The following is a 14,936-nucleotide window of genomic DNA, read 5'->3' as shown; positions in this document are numbered from 1 at the left end:
GGGAAAACACCATGCAACTTGCACCGCGAGATACCCAGGCTTTCCGAGGCCAGTTTACCTACCGCAATAGTCCCGAGGCCGTGAGCCGCTTTCCCTTCCCGTTTCCGGAAGATGACTATATGTACTCAGTCAATACTGAGCCGCATACGCTGCCGGGTCCCAAGGGCAGTGTTTACGAGCATATGCTCGATATCGATGAACATTATCTGTGTGAAACAGCAGAAAGGGCGATGGTGCTGGAAGAGGACCCCGCTCGCTGCCTTGCCATGCCCCACATGGAACAGGCGTGCTGGGACCTGCTTGAATTTGTCATGACACACTATGCCCAGGATTATCCCGAACATTTTTCCTTCACCCGACAGGGCGATCAATACGAGTGGATTAATCGCCCCCTCGGCATTCATCAGACCTTTGTGATGGGTGATGCAAGTACCTTGCCCATGCCGCCGATGGAGTTTATCGGACGCCAGATGCAGGGGGATTTTGCGTTACTTGATCAACGTGATGCAGACCTCTTCATGGACGCAGGTGTAATCACATCACCGGCTGACTGGTCGCTGGCCTTTGATGCCGGAATGAGCTTCAAACAGTGGCATGGCCCTGTGCCGCTGGCTCATGAGATGGGTATTTTTGATCGGGTCCTTAAATATCTGTGCGCCATTAAGGTGGGCAGCCCGATTCGTCGTTTGAACTGGACGATGACGATCCATCCACGCATGGACAGTTCTCCTGAAACCTATCACCAATGGGGGGCAGACCGAACCACGATTACCCCCGAGAACGTAGGCAGGGATGTCTTTCTGCGTGTCGAGTTACAGACACTGGTACGTATGCCCCGAAGCCATGCGCTGTTCTTTGGCATCCGCACTTATCTGATCAGCATGGACGACCTCACAACCAATAAGGCCTGGGCCAAGCGACTGCATCGCGTGTTGGCCAATCTGCCCGAGGCACTGGTGGATTACAAAGGGATGACACGCTACCGCGACACTGTCGTGGAGTGGTTAAGCGAATACGACCACGAACTCCAACCACAAACCTGAAACCTGCTAGCCGAGAGGACACTCATGAACGAGATAACGCTAGAGCTGAGTTATGCGCTCGATACCTTCTATTTTCTAGTCTGTACCGCCTTTGTCATGTTCATGGCCTGTGGTTTTGCCATGCTTGAATCAGGGTTGGTCCGGTCAAAGAACACGGTCGAGATACTGACCAAAAACGCGATGCTGTACTCCGTTGCGTGCCTGGTTTATCTGGTGGTTGGCTACAACCTGATGTATCCCGCCAACCCAGTCAGCAGCTTTATTCCCGGGTTGGATTTCATGCTGGGCAGTGATAACAGCATGGCCGATATTTCGGCGGGAGAAGGCTCACCTTATTACTCTTCCATGGCTGACTTTATTTTCCAGGCGGTATTTGCCGCTGCCACCATGTCGATTGTTTCCGGGGCAATTGCCGAGCGTATGAAACTGTGGCCTTTCCTGGTGTTTGCGGTCTTCATGGTCGGAGTGATTTACCCCGTGAACGGGTTCTGGAAATGGGGCGGTGGCTTCCTGGATGAAATGGGCTTCCAGGATTTTGCCGGCTCCGTTGTGGTGCATATGGCAGGCGGTGCCGCAGCACTGGCCGCTGTATTGATGGTTGGCGCACGTAAAGGCCGTTTCGGTCCCAATGGTGAGGTACGAGCCATTCCGGGCGCCAATCTGCCGATTGCCATGCTTGGCATGTTTATTCTCTGGATGGGCTGGTTCGGGTTCAATGGCGGCTCGATGCTGAAAATTGCCAGCCTGGATGATGCCAATGCAGTGGCACGTATTTTCGTCAATACCAATACTGCCGCAGCCTCGGGCATGGTAGCGGCCGCTCTGCTGTACCGTGCCTTGTTCGGCAAGACCGATATGACGATGGTCATGAACGGCGCGCTGGCCGGGTTGGTGTCCATTACGGCTGAGCCGCTTCTGCCTGGGCCGGGAATGGCCATGCTGGTCGGTGCGATCGGTGGTGTGGTGGTCGTGCTCTCTGTACTCGGGCTGGACCGCCTCAGGATCGACGACCCCGTGGGTGCCATTTCGGTACATGGCAGTGCGGGTATCTGGGGGATTGTCGCCGTTGTATTCACTAACCCTGACGCCACGCTAGGCATCCAGCTGCTCGGCACCGTGATTATTTTCGCTTGGATGTTCGGTGCCAGTCTGGTGGTGCTTTTCATTATACGTGCCGTAATGGGGCTGCGTGTCAGCGAGCAGGACGAGTTTGAGGGCATGGATGCCCACGAATGCGGTATGCACGCCTACCCTGAGTTCGTTTCGGCCAATACATCGGACATGGATGGCACCCCCCAGCGGAGCAGTGCAGCGGCCGACGGCCTGCTGGCCAGCCGGAAACCTGTTCAACGTTAAATGATTCTCCGAGGCCAAGGCCCATTAGATAAACACGGGTCTTGGCTTTTCGTGAACTGATGATGAAAACCTAGAGGCCATACCATGCATATGATCGCAGCTATTATTCAACCCCATAGGCTTGAAGATGTCAGAGAAGCGTTATCTGATATCAATGTTCAAGGGCTCACTGTGACTGAGGTTAAAGGGTTTGGAAGGCAGAAGGGGCATACCGAGCTTTACAGGGGGGCGGAGTACACTGTGGACTTTGTGAACAAGATGAAAGTCGAAGTGGGAGCCTGTGATTCCCAGATCGACACAGTGATCGAAGCGATTAAAACAGCCGCATACTCTGGTCGTATTGGAGATGGAAAAATATTCGTCTATCCACTTTCCAATGTTATACGCATACGCAGTGGTGAAACTGACGAGGCGGCGTTATAGCTCCTTTTTAGCGAGGCTTGCGTTTCCTGCTTATTCCAACAGAAATCCGTGTACAAAACAGTGGGGTCGCCCGTCGGCACCGCTGTTTTTGCTCGAAAATCTACGGATTATCCCTACGGTGCTCTGCCCCGACATGCCTACGAAAGGTGAAACGAAGTGACTGACAGTATGGCCCCGCAGCAACCAACCCATTTCCCGCCCTTTCGTGGTAAAGCCCGCGGCAAGCCACGTGGCCGCTCACTTGCCCCGGACGCCCTGGATGCCTTGCGTCAACTGCTCGGTGATGAACGCGAGCAGCCGCAGCGGCGCCAACGTGATCTGTTGATCGAACATCTGCACGTGATTCAGGATGCCCTTGGCCACTTGCCGCTGACCCATCTACGGGCGCTGGCCAGCTATATGAACCTGCCCATGGCCGAGGTATATGAAACCGCCACCTTCTACGCCCACTTTGATGTCATCCACGACGATCAATCGCCGCCCCCGGCGCTGACGCTGCGGGTATGTGATTCCCTGTCCTGCCAGCTGGCCGGTGCTGATGCCTTGCGCAATGCACTTGCGGCAGGCACCGACCCCGCCGAGGTGCGCGTGCTGCGCGCCCCCTGCATGGGCCGCTGTGATACAGCGCCTGTGGTGGAAGTGGGCCATTACCATCTGGGCCATGCCAGTGTTGAGCGCGTTCAGGCGGCCATCGCTGCCGATCACACTCACCCTGAACCCTTGGACTGGCCACGCTTTGACGCGTACCGGCAAACCGGTGGTTACGCCCTGCTCAACGCCTGCCGGGCGGGGGAGATGAGTGTTGAAAGCCTGATGGACACCCTGGAAAAGGCCAAGCTGCGCGGGCTGGGGGGCGCGGGTTTCCCGACCTTTAAAAAATGGTTTTTCGTCCGCGCCGAGGCCGGGCCGCGCTATTGCGCCATCAACGCCGATGAAGGCGAGCCGGGCACCTTCAAGGACCGTTATTACCTGGAGCGCGCCCCCCATCAGTTTCTCGAAGGCGCCCTGATCAGCGCCTGGGCGGTGGAAGCAGACGCTCTGTACATCTACTTGCGTGATGAATACCCAGCGCTGCATACGGTGTTGCATCAGGCCATTGCGGAGCTGGAAGCCGCCGGGCTGGTGGCGCCGGGCTATATCGTGGTGCGCCGTGGAGCAGGCGCCTATATCTGCGGGGAAGAGTCGGCGATGATCGAATCGCTGGAAGGCAAGCCCGGCAAGCCTCGCCATCGGCCGCCGTTTGTGGCCCAGCGTGGATTATTTGACCGCCCGACCTTGGTCAATAACGTCGAAACCGTCTACTGGATTCCGGCCATTTATGCCCAGGGTGCCGAATGGTTTGCCAGTCACGGCCGCCATGGGCGCAGCGGCCTGCGCAGCTTTTCGGTCTCTGGCCGGGTGAACAAGCCCGGCGTGCATCTGGCCCCGGCCGGCATCACCCTGAACGAACTGATTAACGAATACGCCGGTGGCATGCAGAACGGCCACACCCTGGCCGGGTATCTGCCTGGCGGTGCCTCGGGCGGTATTCTGCCTGCCAGCAAGGCGGATATTCCGCTGGATTTCGACACCCTGCAGGAGCACGGCTGTTTTATCGGCTCGGCGGCGGTGGTAGTGCTCTCCGATCAGGACAGCCTGCGTAATGTGGCGACCAATCTGCTGGGCTTTTTCGCCGATGAATCCTGTGGCCAGTGTACGCCCTGTCGCGTGGGTACCGAGAAAATGCTCACCCTGCTGGAACGCAGTACCTGGGATGTCGACACGCTGGAACGGCTTTCCCAGGTGATGATGGATGCGTCCATCTGCGGCCTGGGGCAAGCCGCCCCCAATCCAGTGCTGGGCCTGCTGCGCGATTTCCGCACTGAGCTCGCCGCCCAGAACGTCATTATCAAAGGGTAAGGAGCACCTGATGAACCAAGAGACCTTTACCCTCACGCTGGATGGTGCAGCCGTGACGGCTTACCCCGGCGACACCCTCTGGCAGGTTGCCAAGCGCGCCGGAGAAACCATTCCGCACCTGTGCTTCAAGGATGCCGAGGGCTACCGCGCCGACGGCAACTGCCGCGCCTGCATGGTCGAGGTGCAAGGCGAACGCGCCCTGGTCGCCAGCTGCCTGCGTGAGGCCAAGCCCGGCATGGTGGTGCATAGTGCCACCTCTGAACGCTCGCGGGTGGCCCGCGAAGGCGTGCTGGAAATGCTCGCCGTGGATCAACCGCCCCGGGAGCAGAGTCCGGACGCCTCCAGCCATTTCTGGGCCATGGCCGATCAACTGGCGATTGATGTCGGTGAGGTAAGTCAGCGCTTACCCAAGCGCAGCGAACGAACTACGCCCACCGTGCACCATGTGGCCGAGCGCGAAAGCGCCGTCGTCAAAGACCGCTCGCACAGTGCCATGGCGGTCAACCTCGACGCCTGCATTGAATGCAACCTGTGTGTACGCGCCTGCCGTGAAGTGCAGGTCAACGACGTCATCGGGCTGGCCCATCGTGGCAGTGCCTCAAAAATCGTTTTCGACTTTGATGACCCCATGGGCGACAGCACCTGTGTGGCCTGTGGCGAATGCGTGCAGGCCTGCCCGACCGGGGCCCTGATGCCCGCCACTCTGGTTGACGAACACGGCGTGGGGGACAGTGCCGCGACCGATAAACAGGTCGACTCCGTCTGCCCCTATTGCGGCGTCGGCTGCCAGCTGACCTACCACCTCAAGAACGACGAGATTGTCTATGTGGAAGGCCGCAACGGGCCGTCCAACCATAATCGCCTGTGCGTGAAAGGTCGCTTTGGGTTTGACTACCCACGCCATCCGTCACGCCTGACCACCCCGCTGATCCGCCGTGAGGGTGTGGCCAAGGGGCTTGATCCGGACTTCGACCCCGCCCAGCCGCTGACTCACTTCCGTGAGGCCAGCTGGGAAGAAGCGCTGGAATTTGCCGCCACCGGCCTGATCAACCTGAAAAAAGGACAAGGGCCGCAGGCGCTGGCCGGTTTCGGTAGCGCCAAATGCTCCAACGAAGAAGCCTGGTTGTTCCAGAAGCTGATCCGCACCGGCTTTGGCACCAATAACGTCGATCACTGCACAAGGCTGTGCCACGCAAGTTCAGTGGCGGCGCTGATGGAATGCCTGGGCTCCGGTGCGGTTACCGCGTCCTTTATGCAGGCGGCCAACGCCGATGTGGTGATTCTCACCGGCTGCAACCCGGCGGTAAACCATCCGGTCGCGGCCACCTTCTTCAAACAGGCCGCCAAGCGCGGCACCCGGTTCATCATTATCGACCCGCGGGGCCAGGCGCTGGATGCCTACGCCCACCTGAGCGTGCGCTTTAAACCCGGTTCTGACGTGGCGCTGTTCAATGCGCTACTCAATGTCATCGTCACTGAAGGTCTCTTTGATGAGACCTATATCACCGAGCATACCGAAGGCTTCGAGGCCCTCAAGACTCATGTGGTCGACATGACCCCAGAGGCCATGAGCGAGCAGTGTGGCGTAGACGCCGAGACCCTTCGCGAGGTGGCGCGCCTGTATGCCAATGCCGAGCGCGCCATGATCTTCTGGGGCATGGGCATCTCCCAGCATACCCACGGCACCGACAACGCCCGCTGCCTGATCTCGCTGGCCCTGGCCTGTGGCCATACCGGGCGGCCTGGCACCGGCCTGCACCCGCTGCGTGGCCAGAACAACGTTCAGGGCGCCTCAGATGCGGGTATGATCCCCATGGTGATGCCTGACTATCAACCGGTCGGCGATGATCAACTGCGCTCCGCCTTCGAGGAGCTGTGGAATACGCCGCTGGATAATCAGCCCGGCCTGACCGTGGTCGAGATCATGGATGCCATTCATGACGGCACCATTCGCGGCATGTATATCCTGGGTGAAAACCCGGCCATGTCTGACCCCGATCTCACCCACGCCCGTGAGGCGCTCGGCAAGCTGGAGCATCTGGTGGTGCAGGACCTGTTCGTGACCGAAACCGCCCAGTTCGCCGACGTGATTCTGCCGGCTTCGGCCTGGCCCGAGAAAGACGGCAGCGTGACCAACACCAACCGTCAGGTGCAGCTGGGCCGTGCGGCCATGCCGCTGCCCGGCGATGCCCGCCCGGACTGGTGGATCATCCAGCAGCTGGCCAACCGCTTCGGCCTGGGCTGGCACTACCAGCACCCCAGCGAGGTGTTTGCGGAAATGAAGCAGGGCATGGCCTCGCTGGACCATATCAGCTGGGAACGCCTGGAACGCGAACAGTCGGTGACCTACCCCTGCCCGAGTGACGACGCCCCCGGCCAGGACGTCGTCTTTGGCGATGCCTTCCCCCGCGAAGGCGGCAAGGCCAAGTTCGCCGCCACCCGTCCCATTCCGCCGGATGAACCGGTGGATGATGACTACCCAACGGTGCTCACCACCGGCCGTCAGCTGGAGCACTGGCACACCGGCTCGATGACCCGGCGTGCCAAGGTGCTGGATGAGCTGGAGCCTGAAGCCGTGGCCAGCCTTTCCATCAATGAAATGCAGCGGCTGAAGTTGGCGCCGGGAGACCGCCTGACCATCACCACTCGGCGTGGCCGTATCACACTGGCCGTACGGGTTGACCCGGGCATGCCGGATGGCATGGTATTTATACCCTTCGCCTATGCCGAAGCGGCCGCCAACCTGCTGACCAACCCCGCGCTGGACCCGGACGGCAAGATCCCCGAGTTCAAATACGCCGCCTGCCGCCTGGCCGCCGTCGAAAAAGAGGAGGTCACCTCATGATGATCACTGAGCTGGTGGATGGCGAAGATTTTCGCCAGCGCCTGATCAGTATTGGGCTGGTGCCGCCGGTGGACGCCAGCCCCGCTGACTTAGCCGAAATCGCTGCCTGCGTCTACAAGGCGAACGGCCTGGCCGAGCTGCCGGAAACCGTTGCGGATCTGCTGCGCTATAAGGAGGTCATGCTGCCGGAAGTGCTTGAGGCCATTGAGACAAGCCTCTCGCCGGTGCTTGAAGACGAGATAAAAGGAAAAGCCTGAAGGGTAGGGTGAACGTTGAGAGCAAACAGGCAGGCGCGAGAGCCAAGTTAATAAAGACAGACAGTTCGTCAGACTTCCGGCAGCTGCCCCATGGGCCAGCTGCCGGTTGCTTTTATACGCTTACTGTCAGGTTTCCATTGCATCCGCTTGGGCGGTGGTGGCATCGTCATGCGTGGCCAGATAGGCCTCCAATGAGTCGTCCATCGCGTGTAACCAGGGCGTGTGGTGGGAAGGTGCCATGGTGCCTGTCATCAAGGAGCGGTAGGAGTGGTTACGGAAGGCCATGATGTCATCATGCTTGTGATGCTCCCATTCCAGAAACGTCTTGTTAACGCCGTCAATGTCAAAGCTGGGATAGTCGGTTTCATCAATCAGGGACTTCACGTAATCCCCCTGGAAAACAATCATGTCTTCATCGCTTTCCAGTGTTTCCTCGCGTGCTCGCCAAGCGGCACTATCGCTGCGCATTTCATTTTGGCTTGGCAGCGGAATACGCCCAAGAATGATGTCGCGTACGTACCAGGCCTGTGCATCAAACATATTAAAGGTATAAAACTGATCTTGCATGCCTAGGTAGAACAGCTTGGGGTTGTGCTCCCAGGCAACGCCTTTGTAAAGATCCAGCGGCCACATACGATTGCTGGTTTTCAAGCGCAGTGACTCTTCAAGGAAGGGGAAGTGGTGCAAGTAACCGGTACACAGGATAATAGCGTCGATAGGTTTTGAGGTGCCGTCCGCAAAGTATGCTCTATCGCGATCTACTCGCAATAGTAGTGGTTTTTCTTCCCAGTTATCAGGCCACTTGAAGCCCATAGGTCGAGAGCGGTAACTGGTGGTGATCGTTCGAGCACCATATTTGTAGCACTGAGAGCCAATATCTTCGGCAGAATAGCTACTGCCCACCAGTAACAGATCCTTGTCTTTGAACTCCAACGCATCGCGAAAATCATGGGCATGGAGAATGCGTCCGCCAAAATTTTCGAAACCTTCGAATTCCGGCACGTTAGGGGTAGAGAAATGCCCGGAAGCGACGATGACATGATCGAATGTCTCAGTGCTGAGCGTATCCGTAGTGTGGTCGTGGGCAATGACGGTAAAAGTCCCGTTGGCCTCGTCGTAGCTGATGTGGCGCACTGGACAATTGAAGCGGATGAACTTACGAACACCGGCTTTCTCAACGCGGCCTTTTATATAATCCCAGAGCACAGCCCGTGGCGGATAAGAGGCAATAGGACGACCAAAATGCTCTTCAAAAGAGTAGTCGGCGAACTCCAGGCATTCTTTCGGCCCGTTGGACCAAAGGTATCGGTACATACTGCCGTGAACCGGCTCACCGTTTTCATCAAGGCCGGTGCGCCAAGTGTAGTTCCAAAGCCCACCCCAGTCAGACTGTTTCTCAAAACAGACCAGCTCCTGTGGCTCTCCGCCCTTTTCATGTGCCGATTGAAAGGCTCTAAGCTGTGCCAGACCGCTTGGGCCGGCGCCGATGATTGCGATACGCTTTTTCATAGCTAGTTTCCTGTACGTGTCCTGACAGATTTGAACGAAATGTCGTGATAGGAGGCGAGAAAACCTCTCGCTCGCTCACTACCAACCTAGTGGATCGGCACAGACAACAAAATTACTCAGAGAGGGTAGTCAAAAAGAGTTATCTATCGGTATGAGAGGTCGATGGGTCGGCGTCAAAGGCGATGATAACGCCTTCGACGCCAAGCACAGCGGCGTTATGTGAGTAAACGCCATGTCCCTTTTCGTTCACACGAAGCAGATGTCCATCGGCGCACTGAATACGATAATCCAGCTCAAAGCTGCGGTGTTCACGCAAGGCATCCTGAACTTCTTCCCAGACCTGGTCGGCATCCTGGGGGTGGATCATGTCTCCGTAGCTGATCAGGGAATGGTTAAGCAGCGTTTCGGCCGTGTAGCCGGTCAATCCGTAGCAACCGTCACTAACGTATTCCATGGTCCAGCGGCGATTGTTACGGGCTCGATAAACCATCACAGGAAGTCCATTCACCAGTTGCGACAGGCTGCGATGGCTAGCAGAGAGAACCTGATTACGTTGTACCTGAGGCGTAATATCACAGAGGGATAAGCTGGCAGGCCAGGCAGAGCCAACCCCGAGGGGTTGGGCGCGTAACTCACACCAGCGTAGCTCATGGCCGGCCCCCATCACTCTCAACCATAACGGTGCGGGACTTTCCTGACGATTTACCTGACAGCACACCTGTTGCCAGACATCTCGGTCAGCAGGGTGAACATACTCCAGCAGGTGGGACGGTGTAGCCTCACTGTCGGCGCCAATCAAATGCTGCCAGCTACGGTTGGCAAACAAGATTTCACTGTTGTCATTTACGACCAGTACGGCTTCGTTCAGGCTATCCAGCAAGCTTGAACAAGGCGGTGTGTTGGGGGGACGCTTCCTGAAGGTGAATGGCATCAAAAGGCACATCATGGCGCATCCTCATCAGGTAAAGGATGCGTGTGTACCCAGGCGGCCAGTTCGAGACGCGAGTTGACATTGAGCTTACGCAGCAGGTTTTTGACATACACTTTGACGGTGCTGTCACTGATGCCCAGTTCACGGGCAATCAGCTTGTTGCTAAGTCCTTTGGTAATCCACATCAAGGTATGGCGTTCGCGCTCGGTCAAGCCTTCCGCCCAGCTTGAGGAAGCGGGCATGTCATCCATAATATCCAGGCGATCGGCACGCAAGTGCTGCGCCAGCATCATGACAACATCATCATTGAGCGCTATCTTGCCATGCAGGAGAGCATCAAGACGCTCGAGAATGATATCCGGATCGGTATCTTTGAGCAGGTAGCCATCAGCGCCAAGCTGAATGGCTTTCAGTAAGTCATGGCTGTCGTCTGACGCGGTCAGCATTACGACCCAGGTATCTTCACACCTGGCCTTGATCTGCTCCAGCAGGGATAAGCCGCTGGTGCCCGGCATTTGCAGATCGATCAGTAATAGCTCAGGATCCAGGCGCTCCAGGTTCTGGAGGAGCTCTTCAGCATTGCCGAACTCTTCCAATATATCAAAGCGCTGACTTTCGCTGAGCAGTTGTGCAACACCACGTCGAAATAAAGGATGGTCATCGACTAAAACAACTCGTGTAGGGTTCATCGCATTTCTCTATCTGTCATCCGTAACGATCAATTCGACACGGGTACCGCCACTGGATAGTGATCCTACGTGCAGGTGGCCACCTATCTTTTGGGCACGCTCGTGCATGATGCCCAGCCCGAAACTGCCGCTGCCAGCATCTTCCGAAATGATGCCCTGTCCATTGTCATCGACACGCACCAGCAACTCCCCTTTAACCTGCGGGAAAAGCTGAATACGAACATGCGAGGCGTGAGAATGACGCACGCTGTTGCTGAGAGCTTCGCGCACAATCAGAAGCACCTGAATGGCGGTCTGTCTGGATAAGCCTTCTGGTTGGGCTCGATTGTCCAGTTCGAATACCAGCCCTGAAAGCTGCTCGAATTCCTCTACTGTGCGTACTAGCCCCAAGTGGAGTGAATCATCCTCCAGAGTGAGCCTGGCGGTGGTGATCAATTCGCGGGTTTGGCGGTAGGTTCGCTGGGTTTGCAGGTGGATATCGCTGGCCAGCGTCTCAAGTTCCGGCGCAAGCTGTCGGCAAGCCTTCTCCAGGCGCGAGGTGCGCAGCCGCAAATACCCCAGCTCTTGGGCAATGGTGTCGTGTAAGCCGGCGGCATAGTCGCGACGCTCTTCTTCCACCGCCTGTTCGAGGTGCTGATGGTGCGCCAGGCAAATCTTTAAGCCTTCCATGAAGGCTCTGCGTAACGGCTCGAAAAACGGGTTCTGCGGCCATCCGCCTGGTAGCAATAACCAAGCCTCCGCCTTTTTATCCAGCGTAAGCTGCTGTGCGTATAGGGGGTGGGGCCAGCATGGAAGCTGACGCTGTGAGGGTATTTCCCTGCTCCCATTGACGAGGTCGTCTGTACGTCGATAGCGCGTGGTTAACGCCGCTTCCATAGCGGTGGCCTGATCTGCTGTCAGGGTAATGCCGGAAGGCGTCACCAGGGTCAGCGAGTGGGCCTGCGACATTCGCAAGGCGAGGCATAAACATGAACCTTCGGTAGCGGTGTAGGTGGCTGGAAGCTGACGTTGCAACCAGGTAAGAACCGTCGGTAAGTCAACCGCCAGGTGGTGGCATGCGGCGAGGCGCAAGGTAAGCCCGTTGAGTACCTGGTCGCTTATGAGCGGTTCCGGCTGAGACGTTTTTTCAGGTTGAATTACCCGACGTTCAATCCAGCCACTGAGACTGATAGCCATACCTCCTCCCATCACCGACGTTCATGCCTTACGCGCGTTAGCCCTGTTACTAGCAGGTTTCATGCCAGTACAGGCTGGTTACTCCTTCGTGATTACCCCCCATGGCCGATTGTGCAGCTTCCTACTGCGAGTAAAGTATTTTTATCAGAAAGAAAATTGTTGGCGCATCACGGTTCTCCGGTGGGGGCGGGCACGCCACCTGCACCATAAAGGGAGTATCAGACGACCGCGACGCACCTTTATAGCCCCAGGCTGAACAAAACCGGAACGGACAACACGAGGTTACACTATGGGTAGTTGGCATCACTCTAAGCAGCAGGCGCTGGAAACGCCTTGCCGGCGCTATCGTATCGCTGGCCAGCATGCCCTGCGTTTACCGCTATTACCGGGGGAGCGTCTGAGCATCACGTCGCCAGATGGGGAGCAGGGCTGCGATTTGTTGGCGCTTGACCAGGATAACCAAGCCGTGACGGCTTCCATGGGGATAGCGCTGCAGCCGTCCGCCGCGCTGACACAGCGCCAGCTTGAACAGGGTAATGCGGCTGCCAAGCGGTTGAAAGCCCGGTTCGATTCTTGGCAGATTGATACTGAACTGCTGTCACAGGGAGGTCATATTCCCGGGCGGCAGTTGCCTCTTGAACTCAGCTGCCCTCTGGATAGCGCGCTGCTAACGTTGGTGCTGGTGGCCCCCGGCAACGACATGGCGGTCTCCGAGCAGTCACCCGCCACGGAACTGGACGTGATTCACTGGCACTTGCCTGAGCATTTACCGATCCTGCCAGCGCCTTTAGCCGAGCCTATTAACGACATCCACATTCCGCATAGCAGTGCGCGTACCTATCAGGTTCGTGCAGGTGAGTGGATTCAGATCATCGATGTGTCAGGCAAGCAGTGTTCGGACTTTATTGCCTTTGATAAAGATGCCCTGGACCTGGGCGAGACGGTGACCCTGGACGCGGCGGCAACACGCACGCTGGCCAATTGCGCGATGCCGCAGCCCGGCCTGTTTTCGCGCTTTGCCGATCAACGTCTTCAGCCCATGCTTGAAGTGGTGCAGGACACAGTCGGGCGGCATGACAGTTTTATGCTGGCATGTACGCCAAAATTCTACGAAGACAGCGGCTATTTTGGCCATATCAGTTGTACCGAGAATTTTAACCGTGAACTGGCGGTCTTTAACATCGCCCCTCGCGCTGGCTGGCCAGCCATCAATTTCTTTTTCAATACGCACGTTGAACCCTGCGGCACGCTATCGGCAGATGAGCCCTGGTCGCGAGCTGGCGACTATGTCCTGCTGCGCGCGAAGCGCGACCTGGTGTGTGCGTCGTCCGCGTGTCCGGACGACATTGACTCCGCTAACGGATGGACGCCCACCGATATACAGGTACGCATCTACTCAGCCGAGCATGAATTTCCGCGTTCAATTGCTAACCGGACTACCCCGGAGGAACTGCCCCGCATGACACTGCAAACCGCCTTTCACCGTCGGACATCGGCCCTGACCCAGCGCTTCATTGAATATCGCGGCTACTGGCTACCCAGCGAGTTTGAAGGCTGGGGGCGGCGTGCCGAATACCTTGCCTGCCGTGAACGGGTTGCGGTCATGGACCTGACACCCTTGCGCAAGTTTGAAGTGGTGGGGCCGGATGCTGAACGCCTGCTGCAATACGCCTTGACCCGGAATGTGCGGCGTTTATCCGTTGGCGAAGTCGCTTACTCAGCCGCCTGCAATGAAACCGGCGGCATGCTCGACGATGGCACGCTTTTTCGGATGGGCGAACAGGCGTTCCGGTGGATCTGCGGCGACCCGTATAGTGGTATCTGGCTGCGTGAGCTGGCTAGCCGCCAGGGTTATAAGGTCAGTATTCGTGAGTCCACCCAGCAACTGCACAACCTGGCGATCCAGGGGCCGTTCAGCCGTGAGCTGCTCAGCCAGCTTGTGTGGAACGCTGAAACCCAGACGAGCGTCGCGCAGTTAAGCTGGTTCCATTTTATGATTGGCCGGTTGGGCGGGCCGGAGGGCATTCCTCTTATGGTCTCGCGTACCGGCTACACCGGCGAGCTGGGGTTTGAAGTCTGGTGCCACCCTGACCATGGCGAACGTCTTTGGGATACCATCTGGGAGGCGGGGCAAGCGTTCGGCTTAGCGCCCTTAGGGCTGGATGCACTGGATATGCTGCGCATCGAAGCGGGGCTGATTTTTGCTGACCATGAATTCTGCCCGGAAACCAATCCGTTTGAAGCGGGTATTGGTTTCACCGTGCCAATGAAAACCAAGGAAGACGACTTTGTTGGCCGGGAGGCGATGGCACGGCAGGCACCGGAAAGTCGCCACAAGTTAATGGGACTGATCATTCATAGTACGGAACTGGTGGATCATGGGGATCAGATCTTTCATGGACGCTTTCCGGTGGGGCAGGTGACCAGTGCTACCCAATCACCGCTGCTTAAGCAATCGATAGCCCTTTGTCGTCTGGCACCCGAGTTTGCAAGCTCTGGTACCCAGCTAGAAGTGGGTCGCCTTGATGGGCACCAGAAACGCCTGCCGGCGGAAGTGGTTGCCTTGCCGTTTTATGACAAGGAGCGTACTCGCGTGCGTAGTTAATTTAATTCCATCAAGCCAGTGATTAGAACGCACTGGCTTGGTGAAGGTCAGCACTGTCACAGTGCATGTAAAAGAATGAGTGCCCCCGTTTTTAATGGTAATTCGACCAATCAGAAGAGTGGGTTTTGCTGGTAAAAAGGAAGTGTTGATTTGCCAGGGTAATGTTCAGTGACGTTTTGTTTTCGCGATATTTTAGACAATAA

11 protein-coding genes are annotated in these 14,936 nt (G+C 57.3%); 7 read left to right on the top strand and 4 right to left on the bottom strand.

Translation table 11 applies throughout. The annotated features are described in order from the left end of the window. Positions 1–11 precede the first annotated feature (11 nt). From OR573_15575 to OR573_15550, 6 genes are all read left to right on the top strand, one after another. On the top strand, positions 12–1,043 hold the full coding sequence (locus tag OR573_15575) for a DUF3445 domain-containing protein (GenBank protein XGA79876.1): 1,032 nt from the start codon (positions 12–14) through the stop codon (positions 1,041–1,043). Positions 1,044–1,067: 24 nt separating this feature from the next. Next, a complete protein-coding gene (gene amt, locus OR573_15570) occupies positions 1,068–2,399 on the top strand; it encodes an ammonium transporter (protein XGA79875.1) in 1,332 nt (443 codons plus the stop codon). A gap of 84 nt (positions 2,400–2,483) precedes the next feature. Further along, positions 2,484–2,822 carry a P-II family nitrogen regulator gene (locus OR573_15565; protein XGA79874.1) on the top strand — a complete coding sequence of 113 codons (339 nt, stop codon included), beginning with the start codon at positions 2,484–2,486 and terminating at the stop codon, positions 2,820–2,822. A 156-nt stretch (positions 2,823–2,978) separates the two neighbouring features. Further along, on the top strand, positions 2,979–4,721 hold the full coding sequence (locus OR573_15560; GenBank protein XGA79873.1) for an NAD(P)H-dependent oxidoreductase subunit E: 1,743 nt from the start codon (positions 2,979–2,981) through the stop codon (positions 4,719–4,721). A gap of 10 nt (positions 4,722–4,731) precedes the next feature. Then, positions 4,732–7,566 carry a formate dehydrogenase subunit alpha gene (gene fdhF / locus OR573_15555; GenBank protein ID XGA79872.1) on the top strand — a complete coding sequence of 945 codons (2,835 nt, stop codon included), beginning with the start codon at positions 4,732–4,734 and terminating at the stop codon, positions 7,564–7,566. After that, positions 7,563–7,823, top strand: a complete 261-nt coding sequence (locus OR573_15550) for a hypothetical protein (GenBank protein XGA79871.1) — start codon at positions 7,563–7,565, stop codon at positions 7,821–7,823. Before fdhF ends, OR573_15550 begins: the two co-directional genes overlap by 4 nt. Before the next feature lie 126 nt (positions 7,824–7,949). On the opposite strand, the gene OR573_15545 is transcribed toward OR573_15550, so the two are convergent. The 4 genes from OR573_15545 to OR573_15530 all read right to left on the bottom strand — a co-directional run bounded on the left by OR573_15545 (position 7,950) and on the right by OR573_15530 (position 12,128). Beyond that, on the bottom strand, positions 7,950–9,332 hold the full coding sequence (locus tag OR573_15545; GenBank protein XGA79870.1) for an NAD(P)/FAD-dependent oxidoreductase: 1,383 nt from the start codon (positions 9,330–9,332) through the stop codon (positions 7,950–7,952). 139 nt (positions 9,333–9,471) lie between these two features. Next, entirely contained in the window at positions 9,472–10,278 is an 807-nt protein-coding gene (locus tag OR573_15540; GenBank protein ID XGA79869.1) for a PAS domain-containing protein, read from the bottom strand. Further along, positions 10,275–10,952, bottom strand: a complete 678-nt coding sequence (locus OR573_15535; GenBank protein ID XGA79868.1) for a response regulator — start codon at positions 10,950–10,952, stop codon at positions 10,275–10,277. The genes OR573_15540 and OR573_15535 overlap by 4 nt, the downstream gene beginning before the upstream one ends. Positions 10,953–10,961: 9 nt before the next feature. Beyond that, positions 10,962–12,128: an ATP-binding protein gene (locus OR573_15530; protein XGA79867.1), complete on the bottom strand. Its 1,167-nt coding sequence runs from the start codon at positions 12,126–12,128 to the stop codon at positions 10,962–10,964. Between the two features lie 289 nt (positions 12,129–12,417). On the opposite strand from OR573_15530, the gene OR573_15525 reads away from it, so the two are divergent. Continuing rightward, on the top strand, positions 12,418–14,733 hold the full coding sequence (locus tag OR573_15525; protein XGA79866.1) for a DUF1989 domain-containing protein: 2,316 nt from the start codon (positions 12,418–12,420) through the stop codon (positions 14,731–14,733). Positions 14,734–14,936: the final 203 nt, after the last annotated feature.

This window comes from Halomonas sp. CH40, from assembly GCA_041875495.1.
Classification (GTDB): domain Bacteria; phylum Pseudomonadota; class Gammaproteobacteria; order Pseudomonadales; family Halomonadaceae; genus Vreelandella.
The sequence above is the reverse complement of the archived record's forward strand: the minus strand, read 5'-3'. Positions and strand labels throughout refer to the sequence as shown.

Bases quoted from the DNA above. Each gene is read 5' to 3' on its own strand.
- OR573_15530 (XGA79867.1), bottom strand. From the start codon at position 12,128: ATGGCTATCAGTCTCAGTGGCTGGATTGAACGTCGGGTAATTCAACCT.
- fdhF (XGA79872.1), top strand. From the start codon at position 4,732: ATGAACCAAGAGACCTTTACCCTCACGCTGGATGGTGCAGCCGTGACG.
- OR573_15550 (XGA79871.1), top strand. From the start codon at position 7,563: ATGATGATCACTGAGCTGGTGGATGGCGAAGATTTTCGCCAGCGCCTG.
- OR573_15545 (XGA79870.1), bottom strand. From the start codon at position 9,332: ATGAAAAAGCGTATCGCAATCATCGGCGCCGGCCCAAGCGGTCTGGCA.
- amt (XGA79875.1), top strand. From the start codon at position 1,068: ATGAACGAGATAACGCTAGAGCTGAGTTATGCGCTCGATACCTTCTAT.
- OR573_15540 (XGA79869.1), bottom strand. From the start codon at position 10,278: ATGATGTGCCTTTTGATGCCATTCACCTTCAGGAAGCGTCCCCCCAAC.
- OR573_15525 (XGA79866.1), top strand. From the start codon at position 12,418: ATGGGTAGTTGGCATCACTCTAAGCAGCAGGCGCTGGAAACGCCTTGC.
- OR573_15575 (XGA79876.1), top strand. From the start codon at position 12: ATGCAACTTGCACCGCGAGATACCCAGGCTTTCCGAGGCCAGTTTACC.
- OR573_15565 (XGA79874.1), top strand. From the start codon at position 2,484: ATGCATATGATCGCAGCTATTATTCAACCCCATAGGCTTGAAGATGTC.
- OR573_15535 (XGA79868.1), bottom strand. From the start codon at position 10,952: ATGAACCCTACACGAGTTGTTTTAGTCGATGACCATCCTTTATTTCGA.